Raw genomic sequence first — 16,584 nt, 5'->3', positions numbered from 1 at the left:
CCCCAGCTGTGCATCCAGCTCGGTAAGGAAGTCCGCGACGGTTGGCATGAGCCCTCCTCAAAGCGCCTTCGAGAGGTCCTTGATATCCTTGTTCAGGATCTGGTCGTTCTCCGAATAATCGACCGGGCAATCGATCAGGTGCACCCCCGGCGTATCGCGGCAATGCGCGAGGAGTTCCCTGAGGTGCGCCGAACTTTCGACGCGGTGGCCATGCGCGCCGTAGCTTTCGGCGTATTTCACGAAGTCCGGGTTGCCATAGGTCAGCCCGAAATCGGCAAAGCCCATGTTGGCCTGCTTCCAGCGAATCATGCCGTAGCTGCTGTCGTTGAGGATCAGCACGGTGAGATTGAGGCCGAGGCGCACCGCGGTTTCCATCTCCTGACTGTTCATCATGAACCCGCCGTCGCCGCAGATCGCCATGACCTTCCGCTCGGGATAGAGCATCGCGCTCATCATCGCGGAAGGCAGCCCCGCTCCCATCGTCGCGAGCGCATTGTCAAGCAGCACGGTGTTGGGCCGATAGGCGGTGTAGCCGCGTGCGAACCAGATCTTGTAGACGCCGTTGTCGAGGCAGATGATCCCGTCGTCCGGCATCGCATCGCGGATTTGCTGCACGAGGTGCGGCGGGAAGATCGGGAAGCGCGCGTCGGCCGCGAGCGGCGCGGTGTGGGCGACTTCGGCGGCGCGGTATTCGAGCATCTTGCCGCAAGTCCAGCTGCCGTTGGGGACGATGTCCTCCTTCATCTGCCAGATCGCATTGGCGATATCGCCGATCACTTCGATATGCGGGAAATAGACCGGATCGACTTCGGCGGTCTTGGACGAGACGTGGATCACCGTCGGCCCGCCATCGCGCATGAAGAACGGCGGTTTTTCAATCACATCGTGGCCGATGTTGACAATGCAGTCGGAGTCCTCGATCGCGCGGTGGACGAAGTCTCCGGCCGAAAGCGCCGCGCAGCCGAGGAACTTGGGGTGCCGCTCGTCGATCACGCCCTTGCCGAGCTGGGTGGTGAGGAAGGGAATGCCCGTCTTCTCGACGAACTGAAGCAGCATGCGCCCGGTCATCGTGCGGTTGGCGCCGGCACCGATCACCAGAACGGGTGCCTTGGCCTTTTCAAGCGCGTTGACCGCCTGGCGCACCGACTTGGGATCGGCGCTGGGGCGGCGGACCTGGCTGCGCTTGAGGGGGCGCGAATCGGTGTGCTCGTCGGCGATGTCTTCGGGCAGCTCGATGTGGGTCGCGCCCGGCTTCTCTTCCTCGGCAAGGCGATAGGCCTCGCGCACGCGGCTCGGGATGTTGTCCGATGAGGCCATCTGGTGGGTGAACTTGGTGATCGGGCCCATCATCGAGACGACATCGAGAATCTGGAAGCGGCCCTGCTTCGATTTCTTGATCGGCTTCTGGCCGGTGATCATCAGCATCGGCATGCCGCCAAGCGTGGCATAGGCCGCTGCCGTCACGAAGTTGGTCGCGCCCGGCCCCAGTGTGGCGATGCAGACACCAGTCTTGCCGGTGTGGCGGCCATAAGTCGCGGCCATGAAGCCCGCGCCCTGCTCGTGCCGGGTGAGCACCAGCTTGATCTTCTTCGAGCGCGAGAGCGAATCGAGGAAATCGAGATTCTCTTCCCCGGGCACGCCGAAGATGTATTCGCAGCCTTCCTCCTCAAGGCATTCGATGAACAGGTCAGAGGCTTTCTTACCGGAACCTTCGGTCATGTGTGTTCGCTCCCCACGGGGAGCGCGCGCCTCGCTGCTCCCTCATCCCAATACGGTCGCGACCAACTGGCGGTTACAGCCTGTGCGCTGCCGCCCTGCCCCTAGGGGTAACAAAGCCGTGCGCGGGAGTCACGCCCCGCGCGAAGGGTCAGTAGCCGAGCGCGAGATCGACTTGATGGGTCAGCGGCTCGCCGCGCCGGAAGCGCTCGAGATTGCCGAGGAAGCGCTCCACCGCGCGCTTGAACATCTTGCCCTGCGCGCGGCCCGAGAGGTGCATGGTGATGTGGACATTGGGCATGGCCCAGAGCGGGTGGTCGGCGGGAAGCGGCTCGGGCGTGGTGACGTCAAGGAACGCGCCGCCCAGCTTCTGCGCGGTGAGCGCCGCGACCAGCGCATCCTGATCGACCACGCTGCCGCGCGCGACGTTGACCAGCACGGCGGAAGGTTTCATCGCCGCGAGTTCGCTCTCGCCGATCATGCCTTCGGTCTCTGCCGTTCCCGGCACCGCGAGGATCACCCAGTCGAACTCAGCGAGCCGCGCGCGCCACTGATCGGGGAGCAGCGTGCCCTCCCCTGCCGAGCGGCGCACTTTGGTCACCTCGACGCCGAAGCCCGTGAGCGCCCGGTCGACGCGCTGGCCGATTTCGCCATAGCCGAGGATCAGCGCCTTGCTGTCAGCTAGTTCGAGCTTGCCGGGCGAATCGGTCAGCCACTCGTGCCGATCCTGCGCGCGCACCACCTCGCGGTAGCCCTTGGCGACGGTGAGCATGCCCATCACAACATATTCGGCGATGGTGATCGCATTGATCCCCGCCCCGTTGGTCATGACGACGCCGCGCTCGGCCATCAGCGAGAGCGGCAGGCCGTCGACCCCGGCATAGATGCTGGTGAGCCACTTGAGCTTGGTGGCCAGCTTGACCGCCTCGGCCATCGGCGCGGTATCTTCGAGGTCGAACCAGCCGATCTCGGCCTCGGGCGCCATCTCCATCAATTCGGCGGTGTGGCGGAAGAAGCGCGGGCTCACCCAGTCCGGCAAGTGCGGCTGCACCAGCGGCGCGGCGAGCGCGTTCATCACAAGGACCGTCATTGACAAGGCTCTCCCGCACTGTTTCGTTCAAGCGGGATAGCGGAGAGAGGCATGCCAATGAAACGGATTTTCTTGACAGTCTGCCTCGCCTGCGCGGTGTGGCCGGCAGCTGCGATGGCTGAGGACGATGGCATGGCGGAAGTCATCGTGACGGCGACGCGCCGCGATTCCGATGGCTTCGACGAACGGGTGCCAGCTGTCGGGCTCAAGCGCATTGCTGATTTCGCAGTGCAGGAAGTCTCGATCACCGGCGATACGCGCGATGCGGGCAAGCGTATCGCCGAGGTCTATCAGATGATCGAAAATGCGATCCGCCTCGCGCCGAAGCATGGCGTCCAGCTGGCCTATGGGCAGCGCACGGTCGAGCCCTTGACCTTGCAGAACTACAAGACCCTCGCGTTGTCAGGAGCGGGCCGTCCCGATACCTCACGAGCCGTGTTCCTGATCAAGGTGCCGCTGGGCGGGACGATGTCCGGAGTGGTCGCCGAGAAGAAAATTGCCGAATTCATCAAGGCAGTGGAGCCGGTGGGGCGCGCGGAATTCGGCAACGCCGATGACCTGACGCTCTCGGTCGTGGCGCCGGACCAGTACCGCGGCGCCGTGGCGGATGCGATTGCCGCCGATGCGCGCACAATGGCGGCCAAACTCGGCCCGGACTACGGGGTAGAAATCGAAGGCCTCAACCGTCCGGTCGAATGGACCCGTGCGAGCCTCTCCGAGGTGCTACTCTACATTCCCTACAAGCTGGTGGTGGTGCCCAAGCGTTAGGTCACCCCAGCTTCCACTCCCAGCCGAGCGGATCGCCGTCCATCACTTCGACGCCCTTGGCGGCGAGTTCATCGCGCAGCGCATCGGAGCGGGCGAAGTCCTTGGCGGCGCGGGCTTCCTTGCGGGCGGCGAGGGTGGCTTCGATTTCGGCTTCGGTGATCTCGGCGGACTTGGGGCGGAGGCGGAGGTCGGCGCGGGTGAGGTTGAGCAGGTCGAGGCCGACGACGGCGTCCATGGCGGCGACGATCTGCAAGGTCTCCGCAGGCGGCACCTTCTTCCGCGCGAGAACGCCTTCCAATACGGTGAGCGCTATCGCGGTGTTGAGGTCCTCCGAAATCGCGGCATCGAAGTTTACGAAGAAATCCCGCCACGACTCAAATCCGTCACCCTGAACTTGTTTCAGGGTCCATCCCTCGTCACGAACCCACGGCTCGGGCGGAGAGATGGATGCTGAAACAAGTTCAGCATGACGGTGCTTGAGGTTGGTGATGGCCATCACCAGCCGCTTCAGCCGCGTGAGCGCCGCCCCCAGCCCTTCCCAGCTGAACTCCAGCTCGCTGCGGTAATGCGCCTGCAGGCACAGCAGCCGGTAGGCGAGCGGGTGATAGCCCTTGTCGATCAGGAGTTGGAGCCGCAGGAACTCGCCCGACGACTTCGACATCTTGCCGCTGCGCTCGACGAGGAAGTTGTTGTGCATCCACACCTTGGCGCCCGAATTGGCCGCGTCGTCGAGGCCATTCGTGCAGCAATGCGCCTGGTTCTGGGCGATCTCGTTGGGGTGGTGGATTTCGCGGTGGTCGATCCCGCCGGTGTGGATGTCGAAGGGAAAGCCCAGCACCGCGCCCGACATCACCGAGCATTCGAGGTGCCAGCCCGGCGCGCCCTTGCCCCAGGGCGAATCCCATTCCATCTGGCGTGTCTCGCCCGGCGGGGTCTTGCGCCAGATCGCGAAATCGGCGGCATTGCGCTTGCCTTCCACCGCCTCGATCCGGCCCTCGCCGTCCTCGGTCTGCGCGCGGGCGAGGCGGCCATAGTCGGCCACGGTCGAGACGTCGAAGTAGAGGCCGCTGTCGAGTTCGTAGCAGTGCTTTTCCGCGATGCCCTTCGCGAAATCGATCATCTGCTCGACGTAGTCGGTCGCCACCGTCCACTGCGCCGGCTGGCGGATGTTGAGCGCGCGGACATCGGCCCAATAGGCCTGCTTGTAGTGCTCGGCGATGTCCCAGATGGACTGCTTTTGCGCAGCCGCCATCCGCTCCATCTTGTCCTCGCCCTCATCCGCGTCGTCGGTGAGGTGGCCGACATCGGTGATGTTGATGACGTGGGTGAGCTTGTAGCCCTTGAAGCTCAACGTCCGGCCCAGCACGTCGGCAAAGACATAGGCGCGCATGTTGCCGATGTGGGGGTAGTTGTAGACCGTCGGCCCGCAAGTATAGACGCGCGCCTCGCCTTCATGGACGGGCTGGAAGGGCTCGGCGCGGCGGGTCAGGCTGTTGAACAGGGTCAGTTCCATGCCCCGCGCTCTGCCAGCCCGCGCGCCTGCCGGTCAAGCGCGAGCGCGTCAGGAAAAAAGGGGACTGTCCCTATTTATTCGGCGGCTGCCGGCGCGCTCGCGAGGACGTCGATCTGCGCCGAGCAGCCCTTTTCTGCAAGCAGCGCCGCGACCGCCACCGGGTCTTCCGGCACATCGACCAGCAGCCGCGTGGTGATCTTCACGGTCTGGCCGAGCGGGCTGGTGAAGCGGTAGGTCTGCCCATCGACCACCGGCAGGCTGGCCACCGGCCAGAGCTTGATCGCGCTGCCGGCGCGGAAGGTGACTTCGGCGGGGGTGTTGTCCGCGCCGTAGAGCGTGCCGTTGCCGGTCTCCGCGCGGTTGGGGCGCCACAGCACGACTTGTGCCGGATCGGCGATGCAGACAGTGCCGCCGCGGCTGACATCGACGTACCACACGTTGTCGGGCCGCACCGCTTCGGTCGGAACTTCGGTATCGCCGCGCACCGCCCCGGTGCGGGTGCGCGCGCCGCCCCGGGCGATGAGGGCTGCCAGCGCGGTGTTCGCGCCGCCCGCTGCATCGCGGTTGACAGCATTATCGATGCGGAACGCGCCGGGCCCCGAAAGCACGCGCGAGCCGGCCTGGTCGATCACGGTCACCTGATCGCCCGCCTTGAGCGTCACCGCAGCGCCCGCCGGCAGCTTGCGGCCTGCGGGATAAGCGGCGGCGGAAGGGCCGGTCGAGCGGATCACCACCGCCTGCGCGTGCGCGGCGACGCTCCAGCCGAAGCTGGCGCCAACAAGGGCAACAGCAGCAAGAGTGCGACTAGCCAAGGACATAGCTCTCTCCATCATCCAGTTCCGCAAGGCGGCGCGCCAGATTGGCCAGCGCGGGATCCTTGTGGCCCTCCGCCGCGATTCGCGCTGTGAGCGCCTGCACACCGGAGCGGTTTCCTGCAGCATGCGCGGCAAGGAGGTCCTCCGCAAGCGTCCGGGCCTCGGGTGCGCCCTCCGGCACCGGCTCGAACACTTCGACCGGGGTCGCCCGTCCGCGCAGGCCCACTTTGCCCATCGGCCGGAAACCGTCCAATCCGCAGCGCTCCAGCACCTCGCGGCTGACCAGTATGGTCGTGTCGAGCGGCTTGTTGGCCGCCTCCAGCCGCGCCGCGGTGTTCATCGCATCGCCGAGCGCGGTGTACTGGATTCGTCCGTCACCGCCGAAGTTGCCGACAATCGCCTCGCCGAAATGGACACCGACACGCGTCCGCCCGATTGGCGGGACACCCGGCGGCGCATTGCGGCGGAACGCCTCACCCGCATGGTACATCGCGATGGCCGCCTTCACCGCGCGCTCGCCGTCATCCGGATAGGCAATCGGCGCGCCCCAGAACGCGACGACCGCATCGCCGACGAACTTGTCGAGCGTGCCGCCATGTTCGAGCACCACCGCCGAAAGCTTGTCGAGATAGTCGTTGAGCAGCCGCGCAATCATCTCCGGCTCGACCGCATGAGTCAGCTTGGTGAAACCCTCGAGATCACTGAACAGGCAGAAAATCTCCCGCTTTTCGCCGTGCAGCCGCAGCCGTTCCGGATTGCGCAGGATTTCGGCTGCGACCGAGCGCGGCAGGTATTTGCCCAGCGCCCCTTGCGCAAACTCGCGCTGCGCCGCGTTGATCGCCCGCAGCGCCGCGCTGACCGCGACGTATGCGATCAGCCAGCCCGCGGGCCAGCCGACTGCGGGGAAGCCCAGCGTATCGAACCCCGCCCGCGCCACGAGGAACGGAAACACCGCGAACGCCGCCAACTGCACCGCAACCCCCAGCGCCAGCTGCCAGGGCCGCGCGCGCGCTGCTGCCGTCGCCATGCCGAGCAAGACCGCCACGACCGCGCCCAATATCTGCGCCCAGCCCGGCACGCTGCGCGGCAGCGCCTTGTCGAGCAATTGCGCCAGCATCGAGGCGTGGATTTCCACCCCGATCATCCGTGACTGCCCCCCGCGCGGATCGGGCGAAAGGCCGGTGCGGGTGAACGGGGTGTCGAACTGGTCGAAATCCGCAAAATCGCCGCCGATCAGCACATAGCGGCCGCGGATCGTATCGGCGACGAGCGGCGCGGTGGCGGGATCGGCGAGGAGATCGATGGGGATCTTCTCGAAGACCGGGCGGTCTTTCGCGGTCGGCAGGCGGTAGCGGATCGGGCCGGTGAAGCCGGAGAACTGCGGCGCGGCATCGCTTGTGCCTTGCGTCAGCGCCTCTGAAAGCAGTGGCGGCAATCCCGGATAATGGCGCGGCCAGCGGCGCGCGGCGCCGTCGCTGTCGGTCACAAGAAGGATGCTGGCGGGCTTCGTCGTATCCGTGGTGACAGCCGCCAGATAGCGCCTCAGGTCCTGCTCCTGCTCCCAGGTGATCGCCTCCGGATTGGTGCGGTTGTTGGCGAAGGCGAGGAATACCGGCGTGCGCATTCCGCGCAGCACGGCCTGCAGCAGGGGATCATCATCCTGCGCGCTGTCCATCAGCACGTCGATGCCGATGCCCTTGGCGCCCATCGCCTCGATCTGCGCCAGCGCCTGCGCGAGGACCGTGCGGTCGACCGGGGAAATCTGCCCGGTCTTGCGGTTGGTATCGTCGGTGTAGACGACAAGGACGATGCGCTTGTCGGTATCGCTGCGCGGCGCGAAACCGGCGGCACGGACATCGTAGAGCGTGTTCTCCGCCGCACTGAGCAGCGGCAGGTTCCAGCTGCGCAGCGCGGTGAAAAGCGCCAGTGCTAGGAGCAAACCCGCCACGGCCAGCCGCTGCCAGCCGAGCTGCCGCAGTCCCTGCCGCAGCGCTTGTACCGATCTGCCTCTGGAATCAGGCATTGCCCACCCCCTGCTCTGGGAATGGGATTAGCCGCCCGGTGCGCTGCTGCCTATGCCGCAGCGCACTGAACCCCATCAAAAACCGAGGAACTTCACGTTGCCGTCAATCGGCTCACGCTCGCGCGGAAAATTGTTCACCGGGTTCTCTTCGACGCGGTAGCCGATGGCGATGCCGCAGAAGAAGATGTGCGTCTCGTCCGAAACGCCGAGGAAGTCCTTGATCAGCTTGGCATAGACCGAGAGGAATTCCTGCGGGCAGCTGTCCAGCCCCTCGCCGCGCAGCAGCAGCATGATCGTCTGCAACCACATGCCGACATCCGACCACTGCGGCGGCCCCATGCGGCGGTCGAAATAGCACAGCAGCACGGCCGGCGCGCCGAACGAGACGAGATTGGCGCCCATGAACTTGGTGCGGGCTTCGACGTCTTCGCGGCCGATCCCCATCGCGGCATACATGGCCTTGCCCACACCGTGGAGCCGCGCCTTGCATTCGGGGATCACTTCGGGATCGTCCCAGCTGTATTCGCGCGGGTCCTGCGGCGGTGTCACCGCCATCTTGGCCTGCAGTTCCTTCAGCGGCGCGCCGGTGACGATGGTCGCTTCCCACGGCTGGAAATTGCACCCTGAAGGCGCCCAGCGCGCGGTGTCCATCACCCGGCGCAGCACATCGAGCGGGACGGGCTTGTCCTGGAAGGCGCGAATGGAACGGCGGGTGAGGACGGCATCTGCCACGGTCATGTTGGTCATGGTATTTAACTGCCCGGTTAAACCTGAACCGTCAACCCGGATCGGTCGGCGACATCAGAACTTCAGCGTCTCCGCCATCTTGCGGAAATCCTGCAGGTCCTTGTCGAAGAAATAGATCGCCGGGGCTTCATAGGTGACCATGAAAAGCTTGCCCTTGACGATCGAACCGATCGCCTCGCCCTTGCGCTCGACCTCGTCGTCGCTGCGCACGAAGCTGTAGGTGAACCGGATCGCCTGCTTGCCTTCGATGGTGACGATATCCTGGCTCTCGAGGCTGAACTTGTTGACCTGATACTGGCTGCGATACGTCGATTCGAGCAGGACCGGAATGTCCGGCAGCAGCATGTTCGCGGTCACCTTGGGCAGCGGCGCTTCCTTCTTGTTGCGCTCGCGGTAGATCGGCAGACCGCCGCCGATGCCGCCGAAGAACGAGACCTTGTTGAGGCTGTCGCCATCGCGGGTCCACACTTCGACGCCGGGCCCCTCGGTGCGGCTGAGCTTGTTCCACTCGCCGGTCGACGTTGTTGCGATGCTGGACTTGGCCACCCCGCTATGCGCGCCCGGGGCCACCAGCGAGTTGGCACTGGCAGCGCCGGCAGAGAGCAACGACACCGCGCACACCGCAGCAAAAGCGTTCTTCATCATCACCATGTCCCTAACTGCCGACCAGCATCTTGATGACGTTGCCATCATTCGCATCGGGCTTGAGCTTGAGGTATTCGCGCAGCGCGGCCTTGCCGTCCGCTTCCTGGCCGCCCCGCATCAGCGAAAGGCCCAGTTCCCGATGCGCCTCGGGATTGGCATAGCCTTTGGCAATCGCATCGCGGAACAGATCGGCGGCGGTCACGAGATCGCGCGGATTGCCGCGCTGGCGGAAAAGCTCGCCGCGCGCGAACAGCAGATCGCCGGTCCAGCCTTCGGTCGCCGAAAGCGTCTGCAGCAAGTACTCGCTTCCGCCGAAGTCGTTCGAGCGGACCTGTGCGGCGAGCAGGCGCGGCAGGAAGGGCCGGATCGCCTCGCGATATTGCTGCGCGCGCAGTTCGCCGCGCTTGCCCAGCTTGTCGGCTTCGGCCTTGAGGTAGGCGGCGCGCTCCGGCGAAGGCGGGTGCGTGCCGAAAAACGCGGCCTTGTATTCCCGCCCCGGCTTCAATCCGCGCGCCACCGACCGGGCATCAGCTTCTGCCATGATCGACTGCCAGATCTGCGAGGCCGCCGCCGGATCGTAAGGCGACTTCGCCATGTATTGCAGGCCGAGAAGATCAGCCGCGGTTTCCTGTTCGCGGCTGAACTTGAAATAGTTGCCCAGCACCGCAAGCTGCAGCGTGCTGCCATTGCCTGCGCCGCCGGTGCCGATATTGGCCGCGCCTGCGCTTAGCACGCCGATCCACGCAGCAAGGCTGGCCGCATCGCGCCGGGCCTTGATGCCCGCCAGCGAGTGGCGAAGCTCGAAGTGGGCAAATTCGTGCCCGAGCACGGAGGCGAGTTCGGCCTCGTTCTGCACGCGCAGCAGCAGTCCGGTCCACACCCGCATCGTGCCGTTGGGCGCCATGCTTGCATTGAACTGCGGAACCTCGACGATATAGAGCCGCACGCTGCGGCAACGATCCTCGCCGACTTCGCGGCACAGCACCTGCCGGACATAGGCGTTGAGCCCCTCATCGCGCATGAGCAGGACCGAATCGCGCAGGACCCGCTCGTCCTCGTCCGCCTCCATCCAGATGCCGCGTTCGTCTTTGGTCTGCGGCTGATAGGCGGCAGTATAGGTCGGCAAGACCGGCGCAGCGGGTTCAACCGCATGCGCAGCCCCGGCCAGCGCCGCACAGCCCGAGAGCACGGCTGTGAAGCGGCGGTGGAAGCTCATTGGCTTGCTGCAGAAGCGCTTGGTGCGGCAGCAGAAGCTGAGGGCGCAGCGGCAGGAACGCTTGCCGCAGCAGGAGCGGCGGGCGCCGCCTGGCCCGGGAAACCCTTGAGCAGCTGCTCGACCCGCTTCACCGCGCCATCCTCGGTGCGCAAGTCGCCGCCCATCTGACGGTCGGCATTCAGCCACACCAGCTCGCCGGTCTTGAGATCAATAAGGCCGGCATGCCCCCAGTGCACCCCGGAAATCACCGAAATCCCGCCCATCGCCGCAAACAGCTGCAGCATCTTGCGACCGGCGGACCCGTACCCGTCGTAGGTGTTGATGAACAAGGCGTAGTCGGCACCTTTGAGCGAATCGAGGTTGGCAAGGCCATTGCCGAGGCTCCATTCGAACGAGCCCTTGCGCTTCTTGGTCGGCAGACGGTTGCCCGGGAAGAACTGGTATTCGATCACCGAATCGGCCAGCGCGCCGAACAGGTTGGAATACTGGGTGACGACGGCGCCGTCCTTGGTCACGCCTTCGTCGTAATCGACGACGACATTGCCCAGCTTGTCCTGCTGCGCCTTGAGCGCCTTGGCGATGTATTCGCGCGCATTCGCGGACCATTCCGCGTTGGGCGTGATCACCCCGCCCGCCGATTGCGATCCGACTCGGATGGTGGGCCGCATCAGCACGATCCGCACCGTGCCCGGCTTCAGCGTGAACCCGGCCTTGCTGCCGGTCTTCTCCTGCGCAAATGCTGCAGGCGCACTGACCAGAAGCATGACACAAGCCACCAGCCAAAGCAGGTTTCTAACCAGCTTCATGAAATCCCCCTCCAAAGTCCGGTTGATAGAACCTAGACCAGAGCGGGTTGCAAGCCGCGCACCGCACATGCTGCAACGGTTTTTGCAGCCAGAATGAAATCAATCGTCTTCGAACAGGCCCGCCAGCTGCTCGACCATCGTGCCGCCGAGTTGTTCGACATCCATGATCGTCACCGCGCGGCGGTAATACCGCGTCACGTCGTGCCCGATGCCGATGGCGACAAGCTGGACCGGCGACTGCTTCTCGATCCAGTCGATCACGCGGCGCAGGTGCTGTTCGAGATAGCCTGCCGAGTTCACCGAAAGCGTCGAATCGTCGACCGGCGCGCCGTCCGAAATGACCATGAGGATGCGGCGATCCTCGGGCCGCGCGAGCAGGCGCGTGTGCGCCCAGAGCAGCGCCTCGCCGTCGATGTTTTCCTTGAGCAGACCCTCGCGCATCATGAGGCCGAGGTTTTTCCGCGCGCGGCGCCACGGCTCGTCGGCCTTCTTGTAGACGATGTGGCGCAGGTCATTCAGGCGCCCCGGATGCGCCGGCTTGCCGCCCGAAAGCCATGCCTCGCGCGATTGGCCGCCCTTCCACGCGCGGGTGGTGAAGCCGAGCACTTCGGTCTTGACCCCGCAGCGCTCGAGCGTGCGCGCCATGATGTCCGCGCTGATCGCCGCGATCGAGATGGGGCGCCCGCGCATCGAGCCCGAATTGTCGATCAGCAGCGTGACGACAGTATCCTTGAACTCGACGTCGCGCTCGATCTTGTAGGACAGCGAATGGCCGGGCGAGATGACGACGCGGGCCAGCCGCGCGGCGTCAAGCAGCCCTTCCTCCTGATCGAAATCCCACGAGCGGTTCTGCTGCGCCATGAGGCGGCGCTGGAGGCGGTTGGCAAGGCGGGTGACAATGCCCTGCAGGCCCTTGAGCTGCGCATCGAGATAGGCGCGCAGGCGGGTGAGTTCCTCCTCGTCGCACAGCTCGGTGGCGGAGACGACCTCGTCGAACTGGGTGGTGTAGGCCTTGTATTCCCAGCTTTCCGGCAGGTCGGTCCACGGCCGGTTGGGACGCGTGGGCAGCATGCCCTCGTCGCCTTCGTCGGCCATGTCGGCGTCGGCGGTGTCTTCCGAAGTCTCGGTCTGCTCCTGCTCCTCGCCCTGCTCGTCGCCTTCGGTCGTGTCACCCGCGACTTCGCTGGGCTGCTGCTCGGCGCCGTCGTCCGAAGCGTCGGGCTGGTCCTCGGCCTGATCGTCGGCCTGCTCGCCCTCGTCCTCGTCGCCGCCGTCATCGGCCTCGTCGGTCGCCTTGGTGAGATCGAGATGGCCGAGCATTTCGAGCGCGAGGTTCTGGAACGCCTTCTGGTCGCCGAGCAGATCGGCAAGGCCCTCGATATCGGCCCCGGCGCGCGCTTCGATCCAGCTGCGCACCATCGCGGTGCCGACTTCGGCGGCCTGCGGCACCGGCTGGCCGGTCAGCTTCTCGCGCACCAGCATGGCGAGCGCGGTGGGCAGCGGCACATCTTCCGGGCGGATCGCGCGGGTGATCGGATCGGAGGCGAGGCGCATGGTCGTCGCCGCATCGAGGTTGCCGCGAATACCCGCATATCCATCCGACCCAAGTGCTTCGTAGCGGACCTGCTCGACCGCGTCGTAGCACGCGCGGGCGAGCGGCTCGACCGGTGCGCCGCGGCCGTGCAGGCCCTCGTCGTGCAGGCGCAGCTTGAGCGCCATGCCATCGGCAAACCCGCGCGCTTCAGCCACCTGCGCGGCAGGTAGCGCACGGCCCGGCATCGGCAGGCGCAGGTTCGTCCCCGTCTGGCTCGGCGCATCGGCGGTCCAGGCGACTTCGAGCTCGGGCACATCCGCCACGGCGCGCGCGGTGCCGGCGAGAACGGAGCGGAACTGGTCGAGGGGGCTTTCGTCAGCCAAGGTCTGTCTTCATCCGTCGAAAATCGATCAGCCGATGCTCTGCCCCGTCTTGGCCCAGTCCGCAAGGAAGCCTTCGATGCCCTTGTCGGTTAGGACATGCTTGAACAGACCCTTGATGACCGCCGGCGGCGCGGTGATCACGTCGGCACCGATTTTGGCGCTCTCAAGCACGTGGACCCCGTGGCGAATCGAGGCGACGAGGATTTCCGTGCCGAAAGCATAGTTGTCATAGATCAGGCGGATGTCGCGAATGAGGTCCATGCCATCGAAGCCGTTGTCGTCATGCCGGCCGACGAAGGGCGAGATGAACGTCGCGCCGGCCTTGGCGGCGAGCAGCGCTTGGTTGGCCGAGAAGCACAGCGTGACATTGACCATCGTGCCGTCGCCGGTGAGCGCCTTGCAGGTCTTGAGGCCATCGATGGTGAGCGGCACCTTGATGCAGACGTTGTCGGCGATCTTCCGCAGGATTTCCGCCTCGCGCATCATGCCGGCATGATCGAGCGCGACGACTTCGGCCGAGACCGGGCCCGACGTCAGACCGCAGATCTCGCGGGTGACTTCGATGAAGTCGCGCCCCGCCTTGGCGATCAGCGAGGGATTGGTGGTCACGCCGTCGAGCAGGCCCGTCGAGGCAAGATCGGCAATCTCGGCGGTATCGGCGGTATCGACAAAGAATTTCATCGGCTTGTCCCTCGGCTGATTCCCGCACCCTATAGCGCGGGTGGCGGCGCTTTGTACCTGTCATTCTTCCCCAAGCGGGTGTCGGTGAGACTTTGCCCCCAAGGGCGCGAATGCCTAGATGGTGCCAATGACCCGCGTCCGCTGCATCGTCTTCAACGCCGCCCTCGGCGCGCTCGACTACCGGGTGCCGACCGGGATGGACGCGCCGCCGGGAAGCGTGGTCGTGCTGCCGCTGGGGCCGCGCCAGATCCTTGGGCTTGTGTGGGATGAAGGCGAGTTGCCGGGAGACGAAGCGAATGCGCCTTGGCCTGAACACAAGCTGCGCGCGGTTCTGGAAGTGCTGCCGGTGCCGCCCCTCTCCCAACCGCTGCGGCGGCTTATCAACTGGTGCGCGGACTATTACCTCGCGCCGCTGTCTGCCGTCGCGCGCATGGCGCTTTCGAGCAGCGCGGCGCTGAAGGGCAGCGGGACCGTCACCGAATACCGCCTGACGGGCGAGGAACCGGCGCGGATGACGCCGCAGCGCCTGCAGGCGCTCGATCTGCTGCAGGGCGAGCAGGCGACCATGCGCGAACTGGCGGAAATCGCCGGGGTCTCCGAAGCCGTGCTGCGCGGGATGCTGGGACAAGGCCTGCTGGAGCCGGTACTGGTCGACAGCGACCGGCCCTACCCCGCACCCGATCCGCAGTTCGCCGCGCCTGATCTCGCCGAGCAGCAGGCCGCTGCGGCGGCGGATATGGTGGCGGCTGTCAAGGCGCACCGGTTCCAGCCGTTCCTGCTCGACGGGGTGACCGGTTCGGGCAAGACCGAGACCTATTTCGAAGCGGTGGCGGCAGCCTTGGAGGCGGGGCGGCAAGTGCTGGTGCTGCTGCCCGAAATCGCGCTGACGGCAGCCTTTCTCAGCCGGTTTGAAAAGCGGTTCGGGACCCAGCCGGTCACCTGGCATTCCTCGCTCAAGGCCTCAGAGCGGCGGCGGGCGTGGCGGCAGGTGGCGTTCGGGGGCGCGAAAGTGGTGGTCGGCGCGCGCTCGGCGCTGTTCCTGCCGTTTGCCGATCTCGGGCTGATCGTGGTCGACGAAGCGCATGAGATCGCGTTCAAGCAGGACGACGGGGTGCGCTACAATGCCCGCGATGTCGCGGTGATGCGCGGGCACTTCGAAGCGGTGCCGGTGGTGCTGGCAAGCGCCACCCCCGCGCTTGAAAGCCTGCAGATGGCCGAGGCGGGACGTTACAAGCGGCTGGTGCTGCCGAGCCGCTTCGGCGGAGCGCTGATGCCGAAGATCGCGGTGGTGAACCTCACCGAAATGCAGCCGCCGCGCGGGCGCTGGCTGGCGCCGCCGCTGGTCGAGGCGCTGGCGGACCGGCTGGACAAGGGCGAGCAGAGCCTGCTGTTCCTCAACCGCCGAGGCTATGCACCGCTGACGCTGTGCCGGCACTGCGGCTTCCGCTTCAAGTGCCCCAACTGCTCGGCATGGCTGGTCGAGCACCGGCTCTCGCAGCGGCTTGCCTGCCATCACTGCGGGCACGAAGTGCCGCCGCCGCCGGTCTGCCCGGAATGCGGCGAGCCCGATTGCCTGGTCGCCTGCGGGCCGGGGGTGGAGCGCATTGCCGACGAAGTGGGCGAATTGATGCCCGGTGCCCGCGTGGCGGTGGTGACCTCCGATACGCTTGCCAGCCCAGCGGCGGCGGCGGAGTTCGTCGCGCAGGCCGAGGCGAAAGCGATCGACGTGATTGTCGGCACCCAGCTCGTCACCAAGGGCTTCCACTTTCCCGAGCTGACCTTGGTCGGCGTGGTCGATGCGGACATGGGGCTCGATGGCGGGGACCTCCGGGCCGCCGAGCGGACCTACCAGCAGATCGCGCAGGTCGCGGGCCGCGCCGGTCGCGGGGCCAAGCCGGGCGACGTGCTGATCCAGACGCGCCACCCCAAGGCCGCCGTGATCGCCGCGCTGGCGAGCGGCGACCGCGACGCGTTCTACGCCGCCGAGACCGAAGCGCGGCGCGAGGCCGGCGCGCCGCCATTTGGCCGATGGGCGGCGATCATCGTCTCGAGCGAGGACGAGGCGGAAGCGCGCGAGGCCGCCCGCGCCATCGGCGGCGCCCAGCCCAGGGAGCCGGGCGTCCTCATCCTCGGCCCGGCCCCGGCCCCCCTCTCTCTGCTGCGCGGCCGGCACCGCTACCGCCTGCTGATCGCGGCGCGCCGCTCGGCCGAAGTGCAGAAGCTGATCAAGGGCTGGCTCGCCCCGCTGCGCTTCCCGCCGGGGGTGCGGGTGGCGGTCGATATCGACCCCTATTCGTTCGTCTGAACCGCATAGCGGACCGCGCCGACGCCGTGGTCCGCGTCAAGCGGGATCACCACATCGGCCCACGATGGCAAGTCTGCCAGCAGATGCCGCGTCAGGCGTTCATAATGCCGCACAAAGCGGGCGACTTCGGCATCCGACATCCCGCTGCCGGTGCGCGCGCGCAGCTTGGCCTCCTGCATTTGCCGCCAGCCGAGCACGGCGCCGAAGTCAGGCGCCTGCAGCATGATGACCAGATCCGTCCCATCCAGCAATGGCCGGTATGGACCGCCAAGCGCCGTGTTGACATGGCGGCGCCAGATGCCCGCCGTATCCTCCTCGGCTTCGAGCCAGTTGATCGGCGGG

General features: G+C 66.3%; 13 protein-coding genes and 1 pseudogene. 2 read left to right on the top strand and 12 right to left on the bottom strand.

Annotated features, from left to right (window positions below; all coding sequences use genetic code 11):
* Nucleotides 1-57: 57 nt before the first annotated feature.
* On the bottom strand, nucleotides 58-1,719 hold the full coding sequence (locus tag IP83_RS08040) for an acetolactate synthase large subunit (protein ID WP_054121697.1): 1,662 nt from the start codon (nucleotides 1,717-1,719) through the stop codon (nucleotides 58-60).
* Nucleotides 1,720-1,867: 148 nt separating this feature from the next.
* Nucleotides 1,868-2,806: a D-2-hydroxyacid dehydrogenase gene (locus IP83_RS08035; protein ID WP_054121696.1), complete on the bottom strand. Its 939-nt coding sequence runs from the start codon at nucleotides 2,804-2,806 to the stop codon at nucleotides 1,868-1,870.
* Between the two features lie 57 nt (nucleotides 2,807-2,863).
* On the opposite strand from IP83_RS08035, the gene IP83_RS08030 reads away from it, so the two are divergent.
* Nucleotides 2,864-3,574 carry a hypothetical protein gene (locus tag IP83_RS08030; protein ID WP_054121695.1) on the top strand — a complete coding sequence of 237 codons (711 nt, stop codon included), beginning with the start codon at nucleotides 2,864-2,866 and terminating at the stop codon, nucleotides 3,572-3,574.
* Between the two features lies 1 nt (nucleotide 3,575).
* On the opposite strand, the gene cysS is transcribed toward IP83_RS08030, so the two are convergent.
* The 9 genes from cysS to fsa all read right to left on the bottom strand — a co-directional run bounded on the left by cysS (nucleotide 3,576) and on the right by fsa (nucleotide 13,937).
* The gene (gene cysS / locus IP83_RS08025) at nucleotides 3,576-5,087 is read right to left on the bottom strand and encodes a cysteine--tRNA ligase (protein ID WP_054121694.1); all 1,512 of its coding nucleotides are present in this window, start codon (nucleotides 5,085-5,087) and stop codon (nucleotides 3,576-3,578) included.
* A gap of 74 nt (nucleotides 5,088-5,161) precedes the next feature.
* Entirely contained in the window at nucleotides 5,162-5,905 is a 744-nt protein-coding gene (locus tag IP83_RS08020) for a hypothetical protein (protein WP_054121693.1), read from the bottom strand.
* A complete protein-coding gene (locus IP83_RS08015) occupies nucleotides 5,892-7,925 on the bottom strand; it encodes an adenylate/guanylate cyclase domain-containing protein (RefSeq protein ID WP_054121692.1) in 2,034 nt (677 codons plus the stop codon). The genes IP83_RS08020 and IP83_RS08015 overlap by 14 nt, the downstream gene beginning before the upstream one ends.
* 75 nt (nucleotides 7,926-8,000) lie before the next feature.
* A complete protein-coding gene (locus IP83_RS08010) occupies nucleotides 8,001-8,672 on the bottom strand; it encodes a nitroreductase (protein ID WP_369817008.1) in 672 nt (223 codons plus the stop codon).
* 54 nt (nucleotides 8,673-8,726) lie between these two features.
* Nucleotides 8,727-9,317, bottom strand: coding sequence for a hypothetical protein (locus IP83_RS08005; RefSeq protein ID WP_231624962.1), 591 nt, complete (start codon nucleotides 9,315-9,317; stop codon nucleotides 8,727-8,729).
* 10 nt (nucleotides 9,318-9,327) lie between these two features.
* A complete protein-coding gene (locus IP83_RS08000) occupies nucleotides 9,328-10,533 on the bottom strand; it encodes a M48 family metallopeptidase (RefSeq protein ID WP_054121691.1) in 1,206 nt (401 codons plus the stop codon).
* A complete protein-coding gene (locus IP83_RS07995; protein WP_054121690.1) occupies nucleotides 10,530-11,339 on the bottom strand; it encodes a hypothetical protein in 810 nt (269 codons plus the stop codon). Before IP83_RS07995 ends, IP83_RS08000 begins: the two co-directional genes overlap by 4 nt.
* Before the next feature lie 99 nt (nucleotides 11,340-11,438).
* A complete protein-coding gene (gene cobT / locus IP83_RS07990; protein ID WP_054121689.1) occupies nucleotides 11,439-13,256 on the bottom strand; it encodes a cobaltochelatase subunit CobT in 1,818 nt (605 codons plus the stop codon).
* A gap of 27 nt (nucleotides 13,257-13,283) precedes the next feature.
* Nucleotides 13,284-13,937: a fructose-6-phosphate aldolase gene (gene fsa / locus IP83_RS07985; RefSeq protein WP_054121688.1), complete on the bottom strand. Its 654-nt coding sequence runs from the start codon at nucleotides 13,935-13,937 to the stop codon at nucleotides 13,284-13,286.
* Between the two features lie 127 nt (nucleotides 13,938-14,064).
* On the opposite strand from fsa, the gene IP83_RS07980 reads away from it, so the two are divergent.
* Complete coding sequence (locus tag IP83_RS07980) at nucleotides 14,065-16,242, top strand: primosomal protein N' (protein WP_054121687.1); 2,178 nt, start codon at nucleotides 14,065-14,067, stop codon at nucleotides 16,240-16,242.
* On the opposite strand, the pseudogene IP83_RS20605 reads toward IP83_RS07980, so the two are convergent.
* A pseudogene (locus IP83_RS20605) lies at nucleotides 16,227-16,584 on the bottom strand (kinase); the annotation flags it as partial. The gene IP83_RS07980 and the pseudogene IP83_RS20605 overlap by 16 nt on opposite strands.

It is taken from the genome of Novosphingobium sp. AAP93 (assembly GCF_001296055.1).
GTDB lineage: Bacteria > Pseudomonadota > Alphaproteobacteria > Sphingomonadales > Sphingomonadaceae > Novosphingobium.
The sequence above is the reverse complement of the archived record's forward strand: the minus strand, read 5'-3'. Positions and strand labels throughout refer to the sequence as shown.

Bases quoted from the DNA above. Each gene is read 5' to 3' on its own strand.
- IP83_RS08030 (WP_054121695.1), top strand. From the start codon at position 2,864: ATGAAACGGATTTTCTTGACAGTCTGCCTCGCCTGCGCGGTGTGGCCG.
- fsa (WP_054121688.1), bottom strand. From the start codon at position 13,937: ATGAAATTCTTTGTCGATACCGCCGATACCGCCGAGATTGCCGATCTT.
- IP83_RS07980 (WP_054121687.1), top strand. From the start codon at position 14,065: ATGACCCGCGTCCGCTGCATCGTCTTCAACGCCGCCCTCGGCGCGCTC.
- cysS (WP_054121694.1), bottom strand. From the start codon at position 5,087: ATGGAACTGACCCTGTTCAACAGCCTGACCCGCCGCGCCGAGCCCTTC.
- IP83_RS08020 (WP_054121693.1), bottom strand. From the start codon at position 5,905: ATGTCCTTGGCTAGTCGCACTCTTGCTGCTGTTGCCCTTGTTGGCGCC.
- IP83_RS08005 (WP_231624962.1), bottom strand. From the start codon at position 9,317: ATGATGAAGAACGCTTTTGCTGCGGTGTGCGCGGTGTCGTTGCTCTCT.
- IP83_RS07995 (WP_054121690.1), bottom strand. From the start codon at position 11,339: ATGAAGCTGGTTAGAAACCTGCTTTGGCTGGTGGCTTGTGTCATGCTT.
- IP83_RS08000 (WP_054121691.1), bottom strand. From the start codon at position 10,533: ATGAGCTTCCACCGCCGCTTCACAGCCGTGCTCTCGGGCTGTGCGGCG.
- IP83_RS08040 (WP_054121697.1), bottom strand. From the start codon at position 1,719: ATGACCGAAGGTTCCGGTAAGAAAGCCTCTGACCTGTTCATCGAATGC.
- IP83_RS08015 (WP_054121692.1), bottom strand. From the start codon at position 7,925: ATGCCTGATTCCAGAGGCAGATCGGTACAAGCGCTGCGGCAGGGACTG.
- IP83_RS08010 (WP_369817008.1), bottom strand. From the start codon at position 8,672: ATGACCAACATGACCGTGGCAGATGCCGTCCTCACCCGCCGTTCCATT.
- IP83_RS08035 (WP_054121696.1), bottom strand. From the start codon at position 2,806: ATGACGGTCCTTGTGATGAACGCGCTCGCCGCGCCGCTGGTGCAGCCG.